This window comes from Agromyces sp. P2_B3, assembly GCF_056404815.1.
In genome coordinates, this window is record NZ_JBFUDH010000001.1 from 1 (window position 1) to 24,278 (window position 24,278).

Below are 24,278 nucleotides of genomic sequence, written 5' to 3' on the forward strand. Positions count from 1 at the left end.
CGCCGGTGGCGCCCGCCGGGCCAATGGCGCCGGTGCCGCCGCTGCCGCCGCTGCCGCCTGCTGCCGCCGCGCCACCGCCCGGACCGGTGACCCCGACGGCGCCGTTCGCCCTGACCTGGGGCTCCGACCTCGACAACGAGGATGCGATCCGCGCCGCCTTCCGCAGCCTCTCCGAACCCGGATCACCCGCCGCGTCCCCGGAGACGGCTGCGCCGGCCGCGTCAGCGGCACCGACGCCCCCCGTCCCGCCGACGCTCCCGACGCACGCGCAGCAGCAGGCTGCCGCGCCGCCGTTCGCCGGCTACTCCTCGCCGCCCGTCGCACGCCAGTCCTTCACGCCGGTCCCCACCGGGCCGACGTCGGTCCCGCCGATCGCGCCCGCGACGCCCGATTCCAGCGCCTTCGACGAACGGCCCTCCTTCCCGCCGGAAGACCCTCCGCGGCATCCGATCGCACCGTCGACCGCCCCCGCCGGGTGGGACGAGCGTGCGGCAACGTCGGCTCCGCTCGGCACGCCCGTGACCCCTGCTGCGCCGGCGTCGTTCGGCACGGCGGCTCCCGCCGCGGGCTTCGACGCGGAACTCTGGTCGGCGCTCACCACTCCCGACGAGCCGGCCGCGGCGCCGCCGAGCGCCGCCGCGGCGTCCGAAGCGGGCCGGACGCCCGAGGCGATGCCGGTGCCCGAGGCGATGCCGATGCCGGAAGCGACGCCGGCAGTCGATGCGACGCCCACCGGGCGGTTCACCGCCTTCGCAGCCGAGACCGCCGACCCCTTCAGCGCGCTGTTCGCCGACCGTCCGTCGTCTCAGGGCCCGGTCGCGGCATCCGGTGACGCGGGACGCCCGGGTGCGGCATCCGAGTCGCCCGCCTCTCGACCCGAGGTGAACGCCGATGGGGGCCAGACGCCGGTCGCCGGCACCGGCTTCCCGTTCATCGAGGTGCGTGGCGCTGCCGGAACCCCGGTCTCCGAGCCTGCCGGCCTTCGCGCCGAAGCGGCCGCCACCCGTCGACCGCCCTTCCCGGCGTTCGCGTCGGCCCGCGACGACGAGCCCCAGCGGCCCCCGCAGACCGGCGAGCCGGTGGACGACCTCCTGGCCGCGCTCGGCTCCGGCTCCGCCTCCGGTCGCTCCCGAGACGACGAGCGCGCCGACGTCGATGTGCCGTCCGACGCATTCGGCTCGGGTACGCCTGCCCGCGGCGGCACGCCACCCCCCGGCGATGACGACGCGCTCGGCGCCCTGGGCCTCGGCTTCGACGACGACGTCGACGATGACGACGACGTGGACGAGCGCGAACCGCCGCGCGCGCCCCGTGGCCGCCTCTTCGGACGCGACAGCTCGCTCGACGACGTCGATGAGGCCACGCACGCCGACCGGCTGGGTGACGCGACGGCCGGCGATGGATCCCAGATCGCCCGTGAGATCGAGGAGACCGGCTACTTCTGGAACCTGACGCCCGATCCGTCGGCGCCCGACCCCAAGGCAGATCCCGAGCGTGACGCGAACGGGCTCGAACGACCGTTGCCGTTCGTGGCGGCGGGGCTCGACACCGATGGCCACGCCTCCGATGTCAACGCTTCCGAAGCCGGCCCGGGCGACCCCATCATCGAGCCTGAGGCACAGGCCGAGCCCGAAGCGGAGCCCTTGCCCGATTGGCGGTTCGGCGACGATGCACCGACGGCCGCGTACCGCACCGACGACGCGACCGCGGGGTACCGCACCGACGACGCCACCGCCCGCTTCCCGCAGGCGCCCGAACCCGCGGCATCCGCGGCTCACGACGGCGACCCGCTCGCCGCACTGTTCGGCGGCGCTGCCGCAGCCGCGGCGCCGACCGACCCGTGGAGCCCGGCCGTGAACGCCGCGCCCGCGTCGGCCGCGCCCGTCCGCCAGCAGCCGACCGCGCCGGCCTCCACGCCTGCGGCGACCGCGCGAGCGTCGAGCACCGCGACCGGTGGCGCGTCGGGCGGCACCGGCTCACGCGGTTCCGGCGGCTCCGGCGCGGGAGGCTCCGGCACGGGCGGTTCCGGCGCCAAGAGCTCCGGTGACAAGCGCACCGTACGCACGCTCATCTGGGTCGCGGGCGGACTGGCCGTGCTGCTCGTCCTCGCCGGTCTGTTCTACCTCGGAACCCTCCTGTCGGGCGGATCGGGCGGAGCGCCCGACGCGGCGTCGCCCTCGGCCACGCCGAGTGCCACCGAGACTCCGGTCGCCGCGCCCACGGGCCCGCAGCCGGCCGGCGTGCACGCCTGGAACACGCTGTTCGGCGGCGAGTGCGTCGACCCCTACGCGAATCCGTGGGCCGAGGAGTTCACGGTCGTCGACTGCGCGGCCCCGCACGCCGCACAGCTCGTCTACCGCGGCGCACTCCCCGGCGACGCGGCAGCGCCCTTCCCCGGCGAGGCCGAGATCGCGTCGCAGATGGGCCTGCTCTGCACCGCAGACGGCGTCATCGACCAGGCCGCGATCTCGGGCATCACCGACCTGCAGGTGCAGGCGGCGTTCCCGGTCACCGAGGAGCAGTGGGCCGCAGGCGAGCGCACCTACTACTGCTTCGCGAACCGCTCGGGCGGCGAACCGCTCACCGCGAGCATCGCGGGCCCCGGCCCCGCGGCCTGACGTGGCGGCATCCGCCCGGGTCGTGGTCGTCGGCTCGCTCAACGTCGATTCGACGAGCTACGTCGAGACGTTCCCGGCGCCGGGCGAGACGATCCTCTCGCACGCGTTCCAGGTGGCGCTCGGCGGCAAGGGCTCGAACCAGGCCGTCGCCGCGCACGTCGTCGGAGCATCCGTCGACCTGGTCGCCCGCATCGGGGCGGATGCCGCGGGCGACTTCGCACTCGCGACCCTCGAGCGGCTCGGCGTGCCCACGAACGCGGTCGACCGCGAGACGGATGCCCCGACCGGCGTCGCCCAGATCACGGTCGCCGACTCGGGCGAGAACACGATCATCGTCACGGGCGGCGCCAACCTCGCCCTCACGCCGGCGGTCGTCGACGCCGAGCACGAACGCCTCGCGGCGGCATCCGTGGTGCTCACCCAGGGCGAGCTGCCCGTACCGACGATCGAGCGCATCGCCGAGGTCGCGGCCGAGTCGGGCGTGCGGTTCGTGCTCAACCTCGCACCCCCGGCCCCCGTCAGCGCCGCGACTCTGCGCTTCGCCGATCCGCTCGTCGTGAACGAGCACGAGGCGCGCGCGGTGGGCATCGCGCCCGTCGCCGACACGCGCGGCCTCGACGCGGGCGACCCGGATGCCGCGGGCGGGTCGATCGACGCTTGGCGCGCCGCCGCGGCCTCCGCGGTCGGCCGCATCGCCCAGTCCGTGGTCGTGACGCTCGGCCCCGCGGGCGCCGTGGCCGCGGCGAGCGACGGATCCTGGGTCGCGGCCGCCCCCCGCGTCGACGCCGTCGACACCACCGGAGCCGGCGACGGCTTCACCGGTGCGCTCGCCGCCATGCTCGCGGAAGGGCGTTCGCTCGACGAGGCGGTCCGCGTGGCCGTCGCCGCCGGCGCGCTGGCCGTGCAGGCGCGCGGCACGGTCGACTCCTACGCCGGCCGCGAGGCCGTGCTGCGGGCGGCCGGAGTCGGCTCCGCCCGGCCGGCCGGCGACGACCCCGTGGGATCCGCATGACGGTGCCCGTGATCGTCGACTGCGACCCCGGGCACGACGACGTCTTCGCGCTGTGGCTCGCGGCGGGGCATCCGTCGCTCGACCTGCTGGCCGTCACGACGGTCGGCGGCAACGTGCCGATCGAGCACACGAGCCGCAATGCCCGCATCGCGCTGACCGTCGCGGGCGTCGCCGGCGTGCCCGTCGCCGCCGGAGCCGCAGGCCCGCTCGCTCGCACGCTCGAGACCGCCGAATGGATCCACGGGGAGAACGGGCTCGGCGGACCCGTGCTGCCCGAGCCGAGCGTGCGGCTCGACCCGCGGGGCGCCACCGAGCTCATGGCCGACACGCTGCTCGCCGCCGACGAGCCGGTGGCGATCGTCGCGACGGGACCGATCACGAACGTGGCGATCCTGCTGCGCGACCGCCCCGACGTCGCCGACCGCATCCGCGAGATCGTGTGGATGGGCGGCTCCACGGGGCGGGGCAACGTCACGCCGTACGCGGAGTTCAACGCGTGGGTGGACCCCGAGGCGCTCGCGCTCGTCGTGAGCAGCGGCATCCGCTTCACGATGGTCGGACTGAACGTGACGCACCAGGCGCTCGTGACGGCCGGGGTGCGCGAGCGGCTGGCCGGCGTCGGCAACGTGACCTCAGCCTTCGGCGACGAGCTGCTCGAGTTCTTCTGCCGCACGAACGACGAGGTGTTCGGCATGCCCGACGGGCCGTTGCACGATCCCGTCGCCGTGGCGGTGCTCGCCGACCCGGCCTGCGTGCAGCTCGTGCGCACGCGCCTCGACGTCGAAGTCGCCGGCGCCGAGACCGTGGGCGCGACGAGCGTCGATCTCGACGGGATGCTCCGCCGCGAGCCGAACGCGTGGGTCGCGACCGGCCTCGACGTCGACCGCTTCTGGGGCGTGCTCGAGACGGCCATCTCGCGCCTCGCCTGACGGCGCGGCCGACCCACCTGCTCCGTGCGTCAGCCGAGCGTGCGGATGACCCGCGCGAGCCGCCCGACCGCCTCGTCGACCAGGGCGTCGGAGAGGTTGCCGTAGCCGAGCACGAGCGCCTCGGCAGTCGGCGTACGACCCGACGCTCGATATCGGTTCAGGTCCGAGACGCCGACGTCGAGCTCCGCGGCGGCACTGCGCACGTCGGCCGCCCGTACGCCGGGCGGCAGCTCGAGCACGGCGTGCATGCCGGCGGCGACGCCCGTCACCGCGAGGTCGGGCAGCTCCAGGGTGAGCGCCTCCAGCAGTGCAGCCCTCCTCCGTCGGAACCGCCCGCGAGCCGCACGCAGGTGGCGTTCGAGGTCGCCGCTCGTGATGAAGTGGGCGAGCGCGACCTGCTCGAGGGTCGAGGGGCGCGCCGACTCGGGCAGGCGCACACGTGCCCGGATCTCGGCAGGGATGATCGCCCAGCCGAGCCCGAACGCCTGCGCGACCGACTTCGACAGCGAGCCGACGAGCACGATGCGCTCGGGTGCGAGCCCCTGCAGGGCCGCGATCGGCCGCCGGTCGTAGCGGAACTCGGCGTCGTAGTCGTCCTCCACGAGCAGCCCGTCGACCCGCCTCGCCCAATGCACGATCGCCTCACGTCGGGCCGGTGACAACGCCGCTCCCATGGGGAACTGGTGCGCCGGCGTGATGAGCGCCGCGCGGGCCCCGGTGCGCTCGGCCGCCGCTTCGAGCGCCGCCACGTCGACGCCGTCCGCATCGACCGGGACCGGCACGGGCGTGAGCCCCGCGGCCGCCGCGACCTCGCGCATCCCGCTCCACCCCGGGTCCTCGACGAGGAGGCTCCGATGCCCGGCTGCCCGCAGCCCCGCTGCGAGGCCGACCATGGCATCGCCGGCGCCGTGCGTGATGACGACGTCGTCGGGCCGGGCGACCGCGCGTCGCGACCGCACGAGATACGCCGCCACGGCGGTGCGGGCGAGCGGATGCCCCAGCCGATCGACCACGGCGAGTTCGGCGTCGGGCAGCAGTTCGAGCGCCCGCCGCACGGCGGCCGACCACCTGGCGCGCGGCACGTTGCGCAGGTCGGGCACGCCCGGGCCGAGGTCGTACGCCGGCCGCCGGTACTCGGCGCGAACCGAACCCGACTCGGCCGATCCGACGGTGGGCGGATGCCACGAGCCTGCCGCCACCCGAGTGGCCGCGCCCACCCGGGCGTCGAGGAGCCCCTCGGCGACGAGCTGCCCGTACGCCTCGGTCACCACCCACCGGGAGACGCCCAACGTCTCGGCGAGGCCCCGGCTCGGGGGCAGCGCGGCGCCGGCGGGGATCCGCCCTGCCTGCACGGCCTCGCGGATGGCGCCCTCGAGGCGATCCCGCAGCGCTGCGGTGCCATCGCCGAGGTCGAGCAGGGTCTCCCACGCGAGGGTCGGCGCGGCGGGCGGTCGCGGCATCCGGAGCCCCCTTCGCGGGCACGGTCATCGAATTGGTCTGGCAGAACGGTAGCCGATTGGAGTGTATGCCCGTGCCGGTACGTTCGTACGCTCGATCCATCACCGGATCGAAAGGATCATCATGCGCTACCGCACCATCGGCGACGGACGCACGTCGTTCGACGTCTCCACCCTCTGCCTCGGCACCATGTGGATGGGGACACGCACCGACGAGGTCACCTCGTTCGCCATCCTCGACCGCTTCGTCGAGGCCGGAGGCACGTTCCTCGACACCGCCAACAACTACAACGCGTGGGGGTTGGGCCACGGCCACGACAGCGAGGACGTCATCGGCCGCTGGCTCGCCAGCCGCGGCATCCGGCACCGGGTCCGCATCGCGACGAAGCTCGGCGCGGCGAAGAAGGACCCCGCGCTGCCGCTGTCGACGAGCGAGCCCACCAACTACCAGGGCCTCGCCGCAGACATCATCGCCCGGGAGTCACGTGAGAGCCTGCGCCACCTCGGCGTCGACCACCTCGACGTGCTCTACGGCCACGTCGACGACCGCGACACCCCGCTCGCCGAGACCGTCGGCGCCTTCGGCGAGCTGCAGGACGCCGGGCTCGTCGGCATCACCGGCATCTCGAACGTCGCCGTCTGGCGCGTGGTCGAGGCACGGGAGGAGGCCATCAGGCAGGGCCTCGCGCCGTACGGGCTCGTGCAGCAGCAGTACAGCTTCATCCACCCGGCGCCGAAGCCCGGCCGCATGAACTTCGTCACGCCCGAGCTGCTCGACTACGCCGACGCCAGCGGGGTCGACGGCCGGCCGCCGCTGGCCGTGACGGCGTACTCGCCGCTGCACCAGGGCTCCCTCGCCCGACCCGACAAGCCGCTCTGGGGCGGAGTCGACCACCCCACCACGCACGCCCGGATCCGGCTGCTGCACGAGGTCGCCCGCGACGTCGGCGCGACGCCCAACCAGGTCGCCCTCGCGTGGCTCCTGGGTGGCGAGGTGCCGGTCATCCCCGTCGTCGGGGCCTCCAGCGTCGCCCAGCTCGACGAGGTCCTCGGAGCGGCCGAGCTCGACCTCGACGCGTCGGTGCGCGAGCGCCTCGACGCCGAGCCCATGGAGCGGCTCGCGGCGGCGTGAGCCCGGGACGCTGGCCGGCGTCACCCCGCCCGTCTCGGCGCGTGGCGGGAGGAGTTCGGCGCGGAGGGAGGTCGGAGCGGGGGAATCCGACCTCCCCTCGGCCGAATCGCCTCCCCCGCCTCCGGCCTCCCGTCACCCGGGCCGCGCCAAGCAGCCCGCGATTCAGGCGATCGGCGGCTGGTCAGGCCGAACGGCGCCGAATCGTCCTGAATGGCGGCTGTTCGCCTGAATCGCCGCGCCGCGCCGTGCGGGGCGGCCGGCGCCGGGGCCTCGCGCAGCCCTACAGCTCGACCTCGACCGGCTCCGATCGCACGAGCTCGTGCACGCCCGAGAGGATCTCCTCGGGCCGGAACGGGTACCGCTCGATCTCGGCCTGGTCGCTGATGCCCGTGAGCACGAGCACCGTGTGCAGGCCGGCCTCGATGCCGGCGACGATGTCGGTGTCCATGCGGTCGCCGATCATCGCCGTGTTCTCGGAGTGCGCGCCGATCTTGTTGAGCGCCGAGCGGAACATCATCGGGTTCGGCTTGCCCACGACGTAGGGCTCCTTGCCGGTCGCCTTCGTGATCAGGGCGGCGATCGCCCCGGTGGCGGGCAGCGGCCCGTCGGCCGACGGCCCCGTGGCATCGGGATTGGTGACGATGAACCGGGCGCCGTTGCCGATCAGGCGGATCGCCTTGGTGATCGCCTCGAACGAGTAGTTGCGGGTCTCGCCGACCACGACGAAGTCGGGCGCGGTCTCGGTCATCACGAAGCCGGCCTCGTGCAGCGCGGTGAGGATGCCGGCCTCGCCGATCACGAACGCCGTGCCGCCGGGCAGCTGCTGCTTGAGGAAGTCGGCCGTCGCGAGCGCGGAGGTCCAGATGCGGTCCTCGGGCACGTGCAGCCCGCTCGCCCGCAGCCGCGCCGAGAGGTCGCGCGCCGTGAAGATCGAGTTGTTCGTGAGCACGAGGTAGGGCGTGCCGGCGTCCTCCCACTGCTGCAGCAGTTCGGCCGCGCCGGGCAGGGCGTGGTTCTCGTGCACGAGCACGCCGTCCATGTCAGTGAGCCAGCACTCGACTTCATCACGTCGTCCCATGCGCCAAGCCTAGGCCGACGAGATGAGCGGTCCATGACCGTCGGATGCAGCGCCTACGCCGTCACCCAGATGGCCTCGGCGGCGGCGCGCGGCAGCGTGTGCGCGGGCGGCTCGCCGGACCCGCCGGCGTCGCCGACGGTCACGTGCACGGATGCCGCCGCGGCATCCGTCACCCGGAGCACGGTGTCGAGGCCGATCCCGGCGTCGTCGAGGTCGCGCAGCACGGCGGGGTCGCGGTCACTGATGCGGACGACGGCACCCGAATGACCCGGGGCGGCATCGGCGAGGAGCACGGCGTCGCGCATCTCGAGGATGCCGGCCGCCGAGGGGATCTGGTCGCCGTGGGGGTCGCGGGCGGGGCGGCCGAGCCGGTCGTCGATGGCCTCGAGCAGCCGGTCGGAGATCGCGTGCTCGAGGATCTCGGCCTCGTCGTGCACCTCGTCCCAGCCGTAACCCATCTCCTGCACGAGCCAGGTCTCGATGAGCCGGTGCCGTCGCACCACCGCAAGCGCGCGCGCCCGACCGGCATCCGTCAGCCGTACCGCGCCGTAGGGCACGTGGGAGACGAGGCCGGCCGCGGCCATCTTCTTCACCATCTCGGTGACCGACGAGGGCGCGACGCCCAGCCGGTCGGCGAGCACCTTGGGGGTGATGGCGTCGGGCTGCCACTCGGTGTGGGCGTACACCGTCTTGAGGTAGTCCTCGATCGCGGGGCTGGTGGCTGGCATCGGCCTCAGGATATCGGGAGCGGTCACGCGACGCGGCCGGCGCCAGCGACTCTGAATCGTGTCAATTTGTTCGCGAAGGGTTGACCCGTCCCCGTCCGGGGGATACCTTCGACCCTGCACGGAAAGCGCTATCCCACCGACGGGCCATGAGCCCAGAGAAGGATTCGACGATGAATCTCGGTCAACATCCATTCCGCGCGGCACTGGCGGTGGCCGCCGCCGGCTGCCTGATCGCCGGTGCCGCCCAGTCCGCGGCCGCCGCCCCCCTCGACTCCGCCCGAGCGAACGCGGCGACGAACGCGGCGACGAACCCCGCCACCGCCCCGGCCCCCGTGCCAGACGGCGTGCCCCAGCTCGAGCAGCTCGACCGCGGCCTCGTCGCGGTCTCCACGTCCGAGGGCGTCTTCCTCAGCTGGCGCCTGCTCGCCTCCGAGGCGACCGGCGCGACCGACACCGGCGTCGCCGGCCCCGACTTCGCGGTCTACCGCGACGGCACGAAGATCGCCACCGTCAGCGACAGCACCAACTACGCGGATGCCGCGGGCACGGCGACCGCGCAGTACACCGTGGCTCCCGTGGTGAACGGCATCGAGCTCGAGGCATCCGACGCGGTGTCGGCGTGGGCGCAGGGCTACACCGACCTGCCGCTGAAGAAGCCGGCCGACGGCGTGACGCCGCCGAGCGTCATCCCGAACCAGCCCACGACCTACACGTACTCGGCCAACGACGTCTCAGTCGCCGACGTCGACGGCGACGGCGCCTACGAGTACGTCGTCAAGTGGGACCCGTCGAACTCCAAGGACGTCTCGCAGCGCGGCTGGACCGGGCCCGTCTACCTCGACACCTACGAGCTCGACGGCACCCTGCTGAACCGGCTCGACCTCGGCGTGAACATCCGCGCCGGCGCGCACTACACGCAGTTCCTCGTCTACGACTTCGACGGCGACGGCCGGTCCGAGACCATGCTGAAGACGGCGCCCGGCACGAAGTCGATCACGTACAACGCCGACGGCACGGTCGCGAGCGAGCGGTACATCACGATGCCAGAGGCGGATGTGGCCGCGGGCTACGCGCACACCGACGACTACCGCATGAGCGCCGCCGACTACGAGCAGCACCTCGTCGAGCTGTTCCAGGGCTGGACCGAGCACCCCGAGGTGGTCGCCGGACACTGGCCGGCGACGCTCGAGCAGGCGTGGGGCATCCCCGTCACGCACGAGTACCCGCTCTCGGAGGCCGACGCCCAGGAGCTCGCCGACTACTTCATCGACGTGTATGCGCCGAGCCGCAGCGCGAACAACAAGCTGCGCGAGTTCGAGGGCTTCATCGTCGACGGTCCTGAGTACCTCACGGTGTTCGACAGCGCCACGGGCGAGGAGCTCCAGACCATCGCCTACCCAACCGGGCGCGGCGACGACGGCCTGCTCTGGGGCGACTACGCGATGTCCCGCATCGAGCCGGGCAACAGGGTCGACCGGTTCCTCTCGGGCATCGGGTACTTCGACGGCCAGCACCCGTCGGCGGTGTTCGCCCGCGGCTACTACACGCGCACGACGATCACCACGCTCGACTGGGACGGCGAGACGCTGAGCCAGCGGTGGCAGGTCGACAGCGGCCACGTGCCCCTGACGAACCCGTTCAACGACGGACCCCACGGCCGTGACGGCACGAACCCCGAGTTCGCGACGATCACCACGCAGGGCGACCACTCGCTGAGCCTCGCCGACGTCGACGCCGACGGCAAGCAGGAGCTCGTCTACGGCTCGGCGACGATCGACGACGACGGCAGCCTGCTCTACAGCTCGTTCGACGTGCTGCCTCCCGGCAGCGCCAACCCGGGCGCGACCGTGCGCCTCGGCCACGGCGACGCCATGCACGTGACCGACATCGACCCGTCGCGCGACGGCGTCGAGGTGTGGACCGCCCACGAGGGCGCGACGGGCGCCCCCTACGGTTCGGCGATGCGGGATGCCGCGACCGGCGAGGTGCTCTTCGGCGCCTACTCGGGCCGCGACACCGGCCGCGCCATGATCGGCGACGTGCGCAGCGACGTGCCCGGCATCGAGGTCTGGTCGAGCCTGCCCGGCGGCACCGACGCGAGCGGACTGCTGAGCGCCAAGGGCGAGATCCTCTCGGCGGCGACGCCCGGCACGAACATGTCGATCCGCTGGGCGGCCGACCTCACGACGCAGATCGTGGGCGGCGGCCTGGCCGGCAACCCGCAGGTGCAGGTGACCCCGACCGTCGACGACTGGACCCGGGGCAACCTGCTCACCGCGACGGGCACGTTCACGAACAACGGCACGAAGGGCAACCCGTCGCTCGTCGCCGACGTGTTCGGCGACTGGCGCGAGGAGCTGCTCCTTCGCACGACCGACTCGAGCGCGCTGCGCATCTACACGAGCACCGAGGTCACGACGCACAAGCTGCCCACGCTCATGCACGACGTGCAGTACCGGGCCGAGACCGCCCGCCAGCAGACGACGTACAACCAGCCGGCGTACACCTCGTTCTACCTGGCGAGCGACATGGACTTCGCGAACGTGCCGATCCTGACCACCCCGGTCACGCCCGGCGAACCGAAGTTCAAGGACCGTCCCGGCACGAAGAAGGACGAGATCCAGGTGCCGAACGACCGCACCGGCGTCGACTACTACGTCAACGGCGAGCTCGTCACCTCGGCGAACGGCAAGGTCGCGGTCGTCGGCGACGCCACGGTCGTGGCCGTGCCGTCGCCCTGGTACCGCATCGCCGACGGCGCGACGGCGGAGTGGACGGTGTCGTTCGACGACTGACCGTCCGAAGGCCCGGTCGGGCGACGGATGCCGCGAGCCGCACGGGTTCGCAACGCTCCGTCGCTCGGCCGCACCAGACGACCGCCCCGGGTACCGCAATTCCGTGCCGGCACCCGGGGCGGTCCCACGCCCGCACGCGGCATCCGCCCATCACCTCATCGGACGCTCGGCTCACGCCCCCGTGAAGACCAGCCAGAGCAGCAGGCCGTTCAGGGTGATGAGGAACACGGATGCCGCGACGCCGGCGGCCGTCGTGCCCCAGTGGTTCGCGTAGCGCCCGAGCACGCTGCGTCGCGCGGTGACGGACACGAGCGGGATGAGCGCGAACGGGATGCCGAACGAGAGCACGACCTGGCTGAGCACGAGCGAGACCGTGGGGTCGAAGCCGAGCGCGAGGATGACGAGCGCGGGGATGAGCGTGACGAGGCGGCGCGCTATCAGGGGCACGCGCACGTGCAGCAGCCCGCGCATGATCTCGGCGCCCGCGTAGGCGCCGACCGAGGTCGAGGCGAGCCCCGAGGCGAGCAGGCCGACCGCGAAGAGGGTGGCGACGAGCGGACCGAGCGAGACCTGCAGGGCGGCGTACGCGCCCTCGAGGCTGTTCGTGCCGGCGACGCCGGCGAGGTTCGCGGCGGCGAGCAGCAGGATGCAGAGGTTCACGGTGCCGGCGATCGCCATCGCGATCGAGACGTCCCAGCGGGTGGCCACGAGCAGGCGGCGGGTGGGGATGCGGCGCCCGGCCTCGACGGGGTCGCCCGCGTCTGCCGCGACATCCGCCGGCGGCTCCCCGAAGGGGCGCGCCTGGGGCGAGAAGCGGTCGCGGCTCAGGGCCGAGTGCGCGTAGATGGCGTGCGGCATGATCGTGGCGCCGAGGATGGATGCCGCGAGCAGCACCGAGTTGGCGTCGGCGAACCGCGGCACGAGCCCGCCGATGACCCCGGCGGCGTCTGGCGGGGCGACGAAGACGCCGACGCTGAAGCCGATCGTGATGACGACGAGCAGGCCGATGATCACGAACTCGAACGGTCGTGCTCCGCGGCGCGACTGGATGACGAGGAGCACGAGCGAGACGCCGCCCGTGATGAGGCCGCCCCAGACGAGCGGGATCCCGAAGAGCAGGTTGAGCGCGACCGCCCCGCCGATGACCTCGGCGAGATCGGTGGCCATGGCGACGAGCTCTGCCTGCAGCCAGTAGGCCCGCCGCCCCCAGCGGTTGCCGATGCGTTCGCCGAGCACCTCGGGGAGGCTCTTACCGGTGACGACGCCGAGCTTGGCCGAGAGGTACTGGATGAGCCACGCCATGGTGTTGCCGAGCACCACCACCCAGACGAGCAGGTAGCCGTATTGCGCTCCGGCCGTCATGTTGCTTGCGACATTGCCCGGATCGAGGTAGGCGACGCCCGCCACGAGCGCCGGGCCGATCAGCCAGGCGAGCCGCGGCAGCGAGGCCGGCGGGCCGCCGGCTGCCGTCGCAGCCGCCCGCGTCGGGGACCGCGTCGTCGCGGCATCCGCTGATTTAGGCATGCCGAAAGATTACCCGGATTTCGGTGACCCGAAAAGACTGATGGCGTCGCCGGGACAGGAGTATGGTGCGTCGCATCGGGCGGCCTGCACTGGGCCGGGGCCTCACCATGTTGGGGCGCATCGTGGTCGTCCGGCACATCACCCGGAGGTGGAACATCATGAAACGAGCAGTCATCGGCTGCGCCGTCGCACTGGGCCTCGTGCTCGGTGGCGGTGCCGGAGCGGCATTCGCCGGCGAGACCGGCGGCCATGGCCAACCAGTCCCTGGAGCGGAGACGGCCAATTCGGCCTGCGCCTACTCCGGGCGGGATGTGCCCGATGCGATGGAGGGCAACCCGCCCGGCTTCGATGACGACTTCGTCACCGGCGGCCACGTGCAGAGCTACGGCCAGTGGGTCCGCGGCGGATACAAGGACGCCGTGCCGAGCCCCGGTGACGCCTGCCGTGGCGGCGTCGAGTTCGGAGGTTGATGCGCTTCCGCACCACCAACCGACCCCGGCGTGAGCGCGCCGGGGTCGGCCTCATCCCACCCGGCTAGCCTTGCCTCGTGGATACAGCCGACCCCAGCCGCGACGTCGACGCGCATGAGCGAGTGGATGCCGCGGAACCGACGGAACCCGCCGAGCCGACCCTTCCGCACGGCGTCGGCCCGTGGCCAGGCGGGCCCTCCGCGTGGCCGGCCGATCCGCACTTCGACCCCGAGCTGCTCGAGCGCGGCGACACCCGCAACGTCGTCGATCGCTATCGGTACTGGCGCATGGAGGCGATCGTCGCCGACCTCGACACGCGGCGGCATCCGTTCCATGTCGCCATCGAGAACTGGCAGCACGACATGAACATCGGCTCGATCGTGCGCACCGCGAACGCGTTCGCCGCCGACACCGTGCACATCATCGGGCGCCGTCGCTGGAACAAGCGGGGCGCCATGGTCACCGACCGATACCAGCACCTCCTGTACCACCCGGATGTCGCCGCCTTCGCCGGGTGGGCGCACGCGGCATCCGTGCCCATCGTGGCCGTCGACAACGTCGAGGGCGCCGTGCCCATCGAGGCGTTCGAGTGGCCCGAGCGATGCGTGCTGCTCTTCGGCCAGGAGGGACCGGGCCTCTCCGCCGAGGCGACCGCCGCAGCCGACGCCGTCGTCGAGATCACGCAGTACGGGTCGACCCGGTCGCTCAACGCGAGCGCCGCCGCCGCCATCGCGATGCACTCGTGGGTGCTCATGCACGCGGTGCGCGGAGCGTAGGTTGGGTGGCATGGTCGAGCAGAGCGAACGCGGCGTGCCCATCACCTCGGTCAGCGAACTGGAGGCGATCGTCGGCAGGCCCTTGCCGGCCGCTGCCGGCAAGTCCCGGTCCCGCCTGCACGAGGTCGACCTCGCCTGGCTCGCGGCGGCACCCCTCGCGTTCGTCGCCACCTCCGACGAGCGCGGCGCCCTCGACGTGTCGCCGAAGGGCGATCCCGCGGGCTTCGTGACGGTGCTCGACGACACCACGATCGCCCTCCCCGAGCGGCCGGGCAACCGCCGCGCAGACGGCTTCCACAACATCCTCCGCAACCCTCGCGTCGGGCTGATCTTCGTCATCCCGGGGCGGGGCGACACGCTGCGCATCAACGGTCGCGCGACGATCGTGCGCGACGCCCCGTTCCTCGACCGCATGGTGGTGCGCGGCCACACGCCCGCCCTCGCCATGCTCGTCGACATCGAGGAGGTGTTCTTCCACTGCTCGAAGGCGTTCCTGCGCTCCAAGGCCTGGCAGCCCGAGACGTGGACGCCCGAGGCGGCGCCGCGACGCGCGGTGATCGCGCAGGCGGTGGAACGCCAGGGCGAGTCGCTCGACGCGCTCGACGAGTACTACGGCCCCCGGTACGCCGAGGGGATCTACGGCTGACGCGCGGTCTCGGCGGGCGTCCGGCACGCGGCATCCGTCGCCCTCGTGCGCGTGTCGATGGGCCTGCGGATGCCGCGTCCGACCAGACTTGTGACGATGCCCGTCGTCGACAACGCGATCTACTCGGGCGGCCGCCGGGTCGCCACCCCCGCCTCGCTCGAGGAGACCTTCGAGACCCGTGAGGCGCACGGCGGCTTCGCGTGGATCGGGCTGTACCGCCCCACCGACGGCGAGCTGGACGCCCTCGCGAGCGAGTTCGGCCTGCACCCGCTCGCCGTCGAGGACGCGAAGAAGGGGCACCAGCGGGCCAAGCTCGAGCGCTACGGCGAGAGCCTCTTCGTCGTGCTGCGGCCCGCCCGCTACCTCGACGCCCAGGAGCAGGTGGAGTTCGGCGAGCTGCACGTGTTCATCGGGCCCGACTTCGCCATCACCATCCGCCGCGCCGAGTCCCCCGACCTCGCGCGCGTGCGCCACCGGCTCGAGTCCTCGCCCGACCTGCTCGCGAAGGGACCCGAGGCCGTGCTCTACGCGGTCCTCGACGAGGTCGTCGACGAGTACTCGCCGGTCGACGCGGGCCTCGAGAACGACATCGACGAGATCGAGGAGCAGCTGTTCTCGGGCGACCCCGAGGTGACCCGGCGCATCTACGACCTGGCGAGCGAGGTCATGGAGTTCCAGCGGGCGACCCGACCGCTCGTGGCCATGTTCGACGGCCTCGAGCGGGGCTTCGAGAAGTACGCCGTCGACCTCGAGCTGCAGCGGTACCTGCGGGACGTGAAGGACCACGTCATCCGGATCATCGAGCGCGGCGACACGTTCCGCCAGCTGCTCCAGAACGCGCTGCAGGTGCACTCGACGCTGGTGGCGCAGCGGCAGAACGAGGAGACCCGGGTGCTCTCCGAGACGGCGCTCGCGCAGAGCGAGCAGTCGAAGAAGATCTCCAGCTGGGCCGCCATCATCTTCGCGCCGAGTCTCATCGCCGCCCTCTACGGCATGAACTTCCGGTACATGCCCGAGCTCGGCCAGCCGTGGGGCTACCCGTTCGCGATCGCGCTCATGCTCGGCTTCGCCGGCGGCCTCTACCTCGTCTTCAAGCGCAAGGGCTGGCTCTGAGCGGATGCCGCGGCTAGCGTTGCCGGCATGACCGAGATCACCGACGATCTGCCCGCCCGTCTGCTGCACGAGGAACACGCCGGATGGAAGGCGATCCTCGACGGTCGCGGCGGCGAGCACTACCAGCGCGCGATGACCCGCGACGCGCTCATGGTCGTCGAGGGGGCGATGCTCGGCCGTGACGAGATCCTCGCCGCGTTCCGCACCACCCCGCCGTGGGACTCGTACGAGCTGCACGAGCCCGCCGTCATCCGACTCGGCGACCACGCCGGCGTGGTCGTGTACCGCGCGGTCGCACGGCGTGGCGACGACACGGTGAACCTCCGCATGTCGACGACCTACCTCTACGACGACGGCGCCTGGCACGTCGCCGCGCACCAGCAGACGCCCGCCTGACGGCTGAGGCCGGCCGCGGCATCCGCTCAGCCGATGAGGCTCGGCTGCAGGTCGCGCAGGGTGCGATAGTGCGTCATGCGGGTGACGCCGACGGCGGCGAGCACGAGGGCGCCCACCAGCCAGGCCAGGAGCACGAGCGCGTCGACCCCGGCGCGCGACAGGTCGCCGCCGTACATGAACTGGCGCATCGCGTCGACGACGTAGCCCATAGGCAGCACGTGGTGCAGGGCGGCGAGCGGTGCCGGCAGCGTCTGCCACGGGAACGTGCCGCCCGCGGTGACGAGCTGCAGCACCATGAGCACGAGCCCGAGGAACTGCCCGACCGACCCGAGCCACACGTTGAGAGCGAGGATGATCGCCGCGTACGTGACCGACGCCAGCAGCATGACCCCCAGGGTGCCGACCGGGTTCGCCATCGGGAAGCCGAGGGTCACGGCGAGCACGACGAAGAGCATCACCATCTGCACCGCACCGAGGAGGCCGGGGGTGAGCCAGCCGGCGAGCGTGACGCGGATCGGGGAGTGCAGCGCCGTGACCGCCCGTCGCGAGATCGGCTTCACGATGAGGAACAGCGCGTAGATGCCGATCCAGCCGGCGAGCGCCGCGAAGAACGGGGCGAGGCCCGCGCCGTAGTTGCCGGCCTGGGTGAGCGCCGACGTGTGCAGGGCGATCGGATCCGAGATGGTGTCGGCCTGCGCGTCGCGCGTGGCCTGGTCGGAGTCGGGGATAGCGGCGACGCCGTCGTCGAGCCCGTCGCGCAGGGTGCCCGTGCCGTCGCGGAGCGTGTCGAGCCCGCCCTCGAGGGTGCCGATGCCGTCGCGCAACGCACCGGCGCCGCTCGCGGCACTCGCGGCGCCGTCGGCCGCGGTGCGCGCGCCCGCGGCGAGCTGCGCCGAGCCGTCGGCCACCTGCGCACTGCCGGCGGCGAGCTGGTCGATCTGGCCGACGACCTGCTGCACGCGCGCGTTGCCCGTCTCGATGTCGTCGCCGAGCGGGTCGAGGCGGGCCAGTACGTCGTCGATCGTGGCCTGGTCGACGCCCTGGGCGGCGAGCCGCGCGGCGATGTCGGCGCGCACCTGGGGGAGCGCAGCGGTCGCGTCGCCGACGGCGCTGCCGACGCGGTCGGCGGATGCCGCGAGCTGCGCGTTGCCCGCCGCGACCTGCTGCGCGCCCTCGGCGAGCTCGGCCGACCCGGTGGCGAGCTGCTCGTTGCCCGCGGCCAGCTGCGCGGTGCCGTCCGCGAGCTCCGTCGCGCCTGCATCGAGCTGGGAGGCGCCGTCGGCGGCCTGCGTGGCGCCGTCGGCGAGCTGGGCTGCGCCGTCGGCCGCCTCGACGAGGTTGTCCCGGATGGTCGAGATCGAGCCGAGCAGCATCGACGCGGCCTCGCGGTTCACCGTCTGGGCGATGGTGGTGCGGATCTGTTCGATGGCCTGCTTGCCGATGGTGCCGGCGAGGTAGCTGTTCGCGTCGTTGGTCTCGAGGGTCAGCTCGGCCTGGCGGGGGGTGTCGGTACTCACCGAGGCGAGCGCGTCCGAGAAGTCGGCGGGGATGGTGATGGCGAAGTCGTAGTCGGATGCCTCGAGGCCGGCCTGCGCCTCGGCCGCCGTGGTGCGGTGCCAGTCGAAGGCCCCGTCGGCGATGAGCTCGTCGGCGACCTCGTCGCCCACGTTGCGCGGTGCGGCGCCGTCGGATGCGGGCGTGCCCTCGTCCTCCACGACGAGCGCGACGGGCACCTCGGGGAACTTGGCGTACGGGTCCTGGTTCGCCCAGAGGTAGAGGCCGCCGTAGAGCACGGGTACGGCGATGAGCGCGAGCAGCGCGATGACCGACATGCGGGTGGAGGTGAGCCGCCGGAACTCGGCGGCGATCATCTGCGGGACCTTCACGCGAGGCCTCCCTCGGCGATGGCGGCCTGCTCGTCGGTCTCGTCGACCTCGTCGGCCTGCATGCGGGCGATCATCGCGGCGGCGCCGATGGCTGCGGCAGAGGCGTCTCCGGCGATGACGAGCACGGCGTATCCGCGGTCGGCGAGCCGGCGAGCGAGCGTCCACCACTCCTGCGGGTCGCCGCCGTGGCGGTCGGGTGAGACGAGCACGATGCCCTCGACCCCGTCGCGCAGGACGGCGAGCTCGGTGAGCAGGCGCAGGCGCACGACCGGGTCGACGTTCGCGATCGGCACGCGCGCGAACTCGCGCAGGCCGAGGTCGTCGAGCCAGCGCGACACCGAGACCGGGTTCGAGGGGACGCCGGCGAACATGAGCTCCTCGGCGGCGACGCCCGCGAGGGTGATGTCGGGAGCGGGGTCGGAGACGCCGGGCGCATCGACGAGGGCGACGGCGCGGCGGATCGCCGCGGCATCCGCTCGGCCGTCGATCGTGACGGAACCGGAGTCGGGCCGCATGCGCCCTGCGGCGAGCAGTCCGAGGACGGTGGGGCGCTGCTCGGTCTCGGCGCGGGCGAGCGTGGCGCGGCCGGATTCGTAGCCGACCGTGGTGGCGGCGAGCGCCTGGCCGTTGCGCCCCTTGCTCACCCCCCGGAGTTCGATCCTCATGCGTGGGTCTCCTGCTGGTCGTCGGCGACGGCGGGGGTGGCTCCGTCGACGGAGAGTTCGGGTGCCCGCGCGATGAGGTCGGCGCTGTCCTGCCACCCGAGGCCCGCGGTGCCGAGCACGGCGAGCATCACGAGGCGGCGGCCCTCGACGTCGTCGATGCCGGTTGCGGCGGCCTCGAGCAGCACCGAGATCGCGGCGGACTCGATGAGGCGCGCGAGCACCTCGGGGCGGATGTCGGGGCGCACCGTGCCTTCGGCGATGCCGCGCTCGACCAGCATGCGCAGCCGTTCGCGCACGGGCTGGAGGGCCTCGCCGGCGTGGGCGGCGTAGGGCTCGCGCACGGCCATGCCGGCGAGCATGCGCACGTGTGCCACCGCGCCCCACAGCCGTGCGCCCAGCAGGGCGATGGCGGTGGGTGCGTGGGGATGGTCGGTCGCCGCCGCGACGGCGTTGAGGCGCGCGGCCCCCACGTCGATGACGGCGACGACCAGGGCGTCGCGGTTGGCGAAGTGGCCGTAGAAGGCGCGCCGGGTCAGGCCGGCGGCGCTCGTGATGCGCTCGAGTGGGGCGTCGGATGCCTCGCCGAGCGTGTCGGCGGCGGCGGCGAGCAGGGCTTCGCGGTTGGCGGTCGCGTCTCGACGTGGCGCGCGACGGCCCGCGTCGATGTCGGACATGACTCCAGTCTACGAAATTGCACACCGATGTGCAAGTTGTGCGGGCGTGTCCCCCGTTCCGGCCCCGAACGAGTGGCACTCGCATTGGGGCGGAGCCGAAGGGGCACGACATGAGGATTGCTCTTGCAGCCGAATTGCGGCTGCTGCTTGGCTGGCGACGTGTCGAAACCGAGAGGAGACACCTCGATGTCCAGAACCTCCACCGCACGCCTCGTGGCCGGCCTCGCCGCCCTGCCGTTCGTGGCCCTCAGCGTGCTCGGCGGCGGTCTCGCCGCGAACGCGACGTCGCCCGTCGACGGGGACCACCGGGTCCCCTACTGCCACGCCACGCACAGCGAGAAGAACCCCTTCGTCTTCATCGAGACCGACAAGGTCGCGGTCGTGCGCGCGCACGAGAAGCACCAGGACCTCGAGGACGTGTACCCCGGTTTCTGGTACGACGACCACGGCACCCCGACCTGGTTCGAGGGTCGCGGCGACGCGGCCTTCGCTGAGCGCGGATGCGTCGGAGGCGGCGGGGGCGGGCACGGCTGACCTCGCCGGTCAGAGTTCCGTGAGCCCCGTCCCGATGATGAACACGCCGATGAGGATGAAGATCAGGGCGGTGACGGTTGTGCTGTTGCGGCTGATCCAGTCCTTCATGGCCAGCAGCCGAGGTTCCATCCCCTTGCGGTCGGCGAGGGAGAGGATCACCGGCACCGCCACGGTCGAGGCGCCGATGACCGTGTAGATCACGATGACGATCGCCGCTTCGCCGACGGACAGGTCGGGCGCCCGGATGGCGAGCCCGGCAGCGATCGCGAGGAGCAGTCCCTTCGGCCGGACGTTCAGTGCGAAGGCGATGCCGAAGGCGCTCCACGGCCCCAGCTTGTCGACCGAGTTCAGCCACTTGGGCATCGCATCGGAAGGATTTCGCAGCGCGCGACGCCACTCGATGCTCGCGATCACCACGAGCGCGATGCCCACGAGGATCTCGATGATCGCGATGACCGTATCGGGCCGCCGATCGAATCGAGGCGACGGGACCGCTTGCGCGCCGAGCGTGAAGATGGTGACCATCGTCGCCATGCCCAGCACCCAGCCGATCAGGAAGGGCAGCGCCGTCTGCGCGCCCTTCGGCGAGAGGAGGATGACGATGGTCGCCATGATCGGCACCGAGCTGATCGCCACGGCGAGCGCGATCGGGAGGATGTGGCCGATGGCCTGCAGCATCCGTTCTCCCCTCTGCTACTGCAGCGCTGACGTGAGGCGTGCGATGCCGTCGAGGAACGTCGCCGATGCGGGCTCCCGCTCCCACTCCTCGAGCGTCAGCTGCCGGCCGACGGCTCGATAGCCCGCCTCGACCTCGCGCATGTCGGCCACGAACGAGGCCCCGCGCACCAGCATGATCACCTCGAAGTTCAGGTTGAACGAGCGGATGTCCATGTTGCTCGAGCCGATCACCGCCACGTCGTCGTCGATCGACAGGTGCTTCGCGTGCAGGATGTACGGGCCGGGGTACAGCCAGATCTGCACGCCCGCCCGCAGGAGGGCGCCGTAGTACGACCGCTGCGCGTGCCACACCGAACCCTGGTCGCCGATCTCCGAGACGAAGAGCTGCACGTCGAGCCCGCGCAGCCGGGCCGACGTGATCGCGTACATCATCGCCTCGTCTGGCACGAAGTACGGGCTCGTGATGATCACCCGCTCCTGCGCCGAGTTCACGAGCGACAGGAAGAGCCGCAGGTTGTTCTCGCCCTCGAACGCCGGACCGCTCGGAAGGATCTGGCAGTCGAGGGCGTCGGGCGAGGTATCGAACGGCACGGCGGTCGCGCGGACGTTCTCGTCGTCGGCGAGCAGCTCGTCGGTCTCGGCGTACCAGTCCGACATGAACACCGCATTGAGCGCCGTCACGGTCGGGCCGGTGACCCGGGCCACGAGTTCCTGCCACTGCAGGCCGCGCTTGATGTTGCTCTTCGAGTTGTAGCTGCGGTCGATGAGGTTCTGCGAGCCGGTGTAGCCGACGCGCCCGTCGACGACGACGATCTTGCGGTGATTGCGCAGGTCGGGGCGCTGGAACTTTCCCTTGAACGGCTGCACGGGGAGCATGAAGCTCCACTTGGCCCCGATCCGGTCGAGCTCCGCGTAGGTCGCCTTGTGCGTGGCCGAGCGCCCGGTCGAGATGTGGTCGAGCAGCACCCGCACCGTCACGCCGCGCTGGATGGCGCGCTCCATGGCCGCGAAGAAGTCCTTCGTCGTCACGTCGAGCGACACGATGAAGAACTCGACGTGCACGTAGTGCTCGGCCGTCTCGATGTCCGCCGTCATGGCGTCGATCGATGCCTGGTAGTCGCCGATGAGCGTCGCGGTGTTGCCGCCGATGACCGGGAGGGCGCCCAGTCGCCGGTTCTGCTCGGCGATGGTGGCGAACCAGGTGGGCCACTGCGATCGATCCGGGGCCAGCTCGACGCCCGCCGCGCGCTCGGTGATGAGCCGGTTCACCTCCGCCTGGCGCACCCGCCACTTCTTCGGCAGCTTCACGTTGCCGATGAGCAGGAACAGCAGGATGCCGATGAACGGGATCAGGAAGATGGCGAGGAGCCAGGCCATCGCCGCCGTGGGCTTGCGATCCCGCGGGATGATGATGAGGGCGGCGATGCGGATGGCGAAGTCCGCCGCCACCAGCACCCACCCGATGATGGTCGCCGTCTCGGCGCTCATTCCGGCACGACCGCTCGACGTGTCGCTGCAGCACCGGCCATGGCGCCCTCCCCAGTACGGTCGCTCTCGCCGCCCGCCTCGCTCAGGCGACCGGTCGGTCGTCTGAGTATGGCACCGGCAGTGCGGCCGTCCAAGACCTGCCGCGCCGGGGATCGGGCGCGTCGCCGGTGGCGTCCCCCGTCAGTCGGTGCCGAGGTCGAACGCGGCTGCCTCGTTCGCGGCATCCGTGGCGGCCTCGAGGTCGGTCTCGAGCTCGCCGGCAGTGATCGCCGCGGACTCGCCCGCCTCGAGGTCGCCCACGAGCTCGGCCGTCGCGCCGCCCACGATGCCCTGGAGCGCGTACTGCTCGAGACGCGCACGGGAGTCGGCGATGTCGAGGTTGCGCATGGTCAGTTGCCCGATGCGGTCCTCGGGGCCGAAGGCGGCGTCGCCGACCCGTTCCATCGACAGCTTCTCGGGGTGGTAGCTGAGCGCAGGGCCCGAGGTGTTCAGGATCGTGTAGTCGTCTCCGCGACGCAGGCGCAGGGTGACCTCGCCGGTGACGGCCGAGCCGACCCAGCGCTGGATGGACTCGCGCAGCATGAGCGACTGCGGGTCGAGCCAGCGTCCCTCGTACATCAGGCGACCGAGGCGGCGGCCCTCGGCGTGGTAGTTGGCGATGGTGTCCTCGTTGTGGATCGCGTTGAGCAGGCGCTCGTAGGCGATGTGGAGGAGCGCCATGCCGGGCGCCTCGTAGATGCCACGGCTCTTCGCCTCGATGATGCGGTTCTCGATCTGGTCGGAGACGCCCAGGCCGTGCCGCCCGCCGATGGCGTTCGCCTCGTACACGAGGGCCACGGCGTCGGAGAACTCCGCGCCGTTGATGGCGACCGGGCGGCCGGCCTCGAAGCGCACCGACACCTCCTCGGTGGCCACCTCGACGTCGTCGCGCCATGCGGCCACGCCCATGATGGGCTCGACGATGTCGAGTCCGGCGTCGAGCTCCTCGAGGCGCTTCGCCTCGTGCGTGGCGCCCCAGATGTTCGCGTCGGTCGAATACGCCTTCTCGGTGGCGTCGCGATAGGGGAAGCCGCGCGCGACGAGCCACTCGCTCATCTCCTTGCGGCCGCCGAGCTCGGTCACGAACGCCGCGTCGAGCCACGGCTTGTAGATGCGCAGGCGCGGGTTGGCCATCAGGCCGTAGCGGTAGAACCGCTCGATGTCGTTGCCCTTGTAGGTGGAGCCGTCGCCCCAGATGTCGACGCCGTCCTCCTTCATGGCACGCACGAGGAGCGTGCCCGTCACGGCCCGGCCGAGCGGCGTGGTGTTGAAGTAGGTCTTGCCGCCCGAGCGGATGTGGAACGCGCCGCACTGCAGCGCGACCAGGCCCTCCTCGACGAGCGGGGCCTTCGCGTCGACGTGGCGGGCGATCTCGGCGCCGTACTCCTTCGCGCGCTCGGGCACCGCGGCGATGTCGGGCTCGTCGTACTGGCCGATGTCGGCCGTGTACGTGCAGGGCACCGCGCCCTTCTCTCGCATCCACGCGACCGCCACCGAGGTGTCGAGGCCGCCGGAGAAGGCGATGCCGACGCGTTCGCCGACGGGCAGGCTGGAGAGGACTTTCGACATGCCCACCAGCCTACTTGCGCCACTTCCCCGGCGACGACGCCGCCAATAGACTCGCGCCACCGGTCGCGCGG

Annotated in this window: 21 protein-coding genes; 11 read left to right on the forward strand and 10 right to left on the reverse strand. The window is 72.3% G+C overall.

Annotated elements, in window-relative coordinates; translation table 11 throughout:
• From AC1DZA_RS00005 to AC1DZA_RS00015, 3 genes are all read left to right on the forward strand, one after another.
• A partial coding sequence (locus tag AC1DZA_RS00005) for a hypothetical protein (RefSeq protein WP_476771195.1) occupies positions 1–2,618 on the forward strand: 2,618 nt, incomplete at its 5' end.
• A gap of 1 nt (position 2,619) precedes the next feature.
• Positions 2,620–3,630 (forward strand): ribokinase, encoded by a 1,011-nt coding sequence (locus AC1DZA_RS00010; protein ID WP_476771196.1) that lies wholly within the window; start codon positions 2,620–2,622, stop codon positions 3,628–3,630.
• Complete coding sequence (locus tag AC1DZA_RS00015; protein ID WP_476771197.1) at positions 3,627–4,559, forward strand: nucleoside hydrolase; 933 nt, start codon at positions 3,627–3,629, stop codon at positions 4,557–4,559. The genes AC1DZA_RS00010 and AC1DZA_RS00015 overlap by 4 nt, the downstream gene beginning before the upstream one ends.
• Positions 4,560–4,588: 29 nt before the next feature.
• Here AC1DZA_RS00015 and pdxR read toward each other — a convergent pair whose 3' ends face one another.
• Positions 4,589–6,019 carry a MocR-like pyridoxine biosynthesis transcription factor PdxR gene (gene pdxR, locus AC1DZA_RS00020; RefSeq protein ID WP_476771198.1) on the reverse strand — a complete coding sequence of 477 codons (1,431 nt, stop codon included), beginning with the start codon at positions 6,017–6,019 and terminating at the stop codon, positions 4,589–4,591.
• A 121-nt stretch (positions 6,020–6,140) separates the two neighbouring features.
• Here pdxR and AC1DZA_RS00025 point away from each other — a divergent pair, with 121 nt between their 5' ends.
• A complete protein-coding gene (locus AC1DZA_RS00025; protein ID WP_476771199.1) occupies positions 6,141–7,148 on the forward strand; it encodes an aldo/keto reductase in 1,008 nt (335 codons plus the stop codon).
• A 280-nt stretch (positions 7,149–7,428) separates the two neighbouring features.
• Here AC1DZA_RS00025 and AC1DZA_RS00030 read toward each other — a convergent pair whose 3' ends face one another.
• On the reverse strand, positions 7,429–8,226 hold the full coding sequence (locus tag AC1DZA_RS00030; RefSeq protein ID WP_476763328.1) for an HAD-IIA family hydrolase: 798 nt from the start codon (positions 8,224–8,226) through the stop codon (positions 7,429–7,431).
• 53 nt (positions 8,227–8,279) lie between these two features.
• Complete coding sequence (locus tag AC1DZA_RS00035) at positions 8,280–8,954, reverse strand: metal-dependent transcriptional regulator (protein ID WP_476763327.1); 675 nt, start codon at positions 8,952–8,954, stop codon at positions 8,280–8,282.
• A gap of 170 nt (positions 8,955–9,124) precedes the next feature.
• On the opposite strand from AC1DZA_RS00035, the gene AC1DZA_RS00040 reads away from it, so the two are divergent.
• Positions 9,125–11,749: a rhamnogalacturonan lyase gene (locus AC1DZA_RS00040; RefSeq protein ID WP_476771200.1), complete on the forward strand. Its 2,625-nt coding sequence runs from the start codon at positions 9,125–9,127 to the stop codon at positions 11,747–11,749.
• A gap of 171 nt (positions 11,750–11,920) precedes the next feature.
• Here the strand turns inward: AC1DZA_RS00040 and AC1DZA_RS00045 are convergent, their stop codons facing one another.
• The gene (locus AC1DZA_RS00045) at positions 11,921–13,273 is read right to left on the reverse strand and encodes an Nramp family divalent metal transporter (RefSeq protein ID WP_476771201.1); all 1,353 of its coding nucleotides are present in this window, start codon (positions 13,271–13,273) and stop codon (positions 11,921–11,923) included.
• Positions 13,274–13,431: 158 nt separating this feature from the next.
• Here AC1DZA_RS00045 and AC1DZA_RS00050 point away from each other — a divergent pair, with 158 nt between their 5' ends.
• From AC1DZA_RS00050 to AC1DZA_RS00070, 5 genes are all read left to right on the forward strand, one after another.
• Positions 13,432–13,743 (forward strand): hypothetical protein, encoded by a 312-nt coding sequence (locus AC1DZA_RS00050; protein ID WP_476763023.1) that lies wholly within the window; start codon positions 13,432–13,434, stop codon positions 13,741–13,743.
• Between the two features lie 122 nt (positions 13,744–13,865).
• Positions 13,866–14,519: a TrmH family RNA methyltransferase gene (locus tag AC1DZA_RS00055; protein WP_476771622.1), complete on the forward strand. Its 654-nt coding sequence runs from the start codon at positions 13,866–13,868 to the stop codon at positions 14,517–14,519.
• A gap of 10 nt (positions 14,520–14,529) precedes the next feature.
• A complete protein-coding gene (locus tag AC1DZA_RS00060) occupies positions 14,530–15,165 on the forward strand; it encodes an MSMEG_1061 family FMN-dependent PPOX-type flavoprotein (protein WP_476771202.1) in 636 nt (211 codons plus the stop codon).
• 96 nt (positions 15,166–15,261) lie between these two features.
• Positions 15,262–16,278, forward strand: a complete 1,017-nt coding sequence (locus AC1DZA_RS00065) for a magnesium and cobalt transport protein CorA (protein WP_476771203.1) — start codon at positions 15,262–15,264, stop codon at positions 16,276–16,278.
• Between the two features lie 27 nt (positions 16,279–16,305).
• Positions 16,306–16,674 (forward strand): nuclear transport factor 2 family protein, encoded by a 369-nt coding sequence (locus tag AC1DZA_RS00070; RefSeq protein WP_309976303.1) that lies wholly within the window; start codon positions 16,306–16,308, stop codon positions 16,672–16,674.
• 26 nt (positions 16,675–16,700) lie between these two features.
• On the opposite strand, the gene AC1DZA_RS00075 is transcribed toward AC1DZA_RS00070, so the two are convergent.
• Genes AC1DZA_RS00075 through AC1DZA_RS00085 form a run of 3 tightly spaced genes read right to left on the reverse strand, consistent with a single transcriptional unit; the run spans position 16,701 to position 19,899 of the window.
• Positions 16,701–18,560, reverse strand: coding sequence for a YhgE/Pip family protein (locus AC1DZA_RS00075; protein WP_476771204.1), 1,860 nt, complete (start codon positions 18,558–18,560; stop codon positions 16,701–16,703).
• A complete protein-coding gene (locus tag AC1DZA_RS00080; RefSeq protein WP_476771205.1) occupies positions 18,557–19,225 on the reverse strand; it encodes a hypothetical protein in 669 nt (222 codons plus the stop codon). Before AC1DZA_RS00080 ends, AC1DZA_RS00075 begins: the two co-directional genes overlap by 4 nt.
• The gene (locus AC1DZA_RS00085) at positions 19,222–19,899 is read right to left on the reverse strand and encodes a TetR/AcrR family transcriptional regulator (RefSeq protein WP_476771206.1); all 678 of its coding nucleotides are present in this window, start codon (positions 19,897–19,899) and stop codon (positions 19,222–19,224) included. The genes AC1DZA_RS00080 and AC1DZA_RS00085 overlap by 4 nt, the downstream gene beginning before the upstream one ends.
• Before the next feature lie 186 nt (positions 19,900–20,085).
• Here AC1DZA_RS00085 and AC1DZA_RS00090 point away from each other — a divergent pair, with 186 nt between their 5' ends.
• On the forward strand, positions 20,086–20,433 hold the full coding sequence (locus AC1DZA_RS00090) for a hypothetical protein (protein ID WP_476771207.1): 348 nt from the start codon (positions 20,086–20,088) through the stop codon (positions 20,431–20,433).
• A 9-nt stretch (positions 20,434–20,442) separates the two neighbouring features.
• Here AC1DZA_RS00090 and AC1DZA_RS00095 read toward each other — a convergent pair whose 3' ends face one another.
• The 3 genes from AC1DZA_RS00095 to argG form a co-directional block, all read right to left on the reverse strand.
• Positions 20,443–21,111 (reverse strand): GAP family protein, encoded by a 669-nt coding sequence (locus AC1DZA_RS00095; protein WP_476771208.1) that lies wholly within the window; start codon positions 21,109–21,111, stop codon positions 20,443–20,445.
• 15 nt (positions 21,112–21,126) lie between these two features.
• On the reverse strand, positions 21,127–22,599 hold the full coding sequence (gene cls / locus AC1DZA_RS00100) for a cardiolipin synthase (RefSeq protein ID WP_476771209.1): 1,473 nt from the start codon (positions 22,597–22,599) through the stop codon (positions 21,127–21,129).
• 180 nt (positions 22,600–22,779) lie between these two features.
• Complete coding sequence (gene argG, locus AC1DZA_RS00105; RefSeq protein WP_476762762.1) at positions 22,780–24,207, reverse strand: argininosuccinate synthase; 1,428 nt, start codon at positions 24,205–24,207, stop codon at positions 22,780–22,782.
• Positions 24,208–24,278 lie beyond the last annotated feature (71 nt).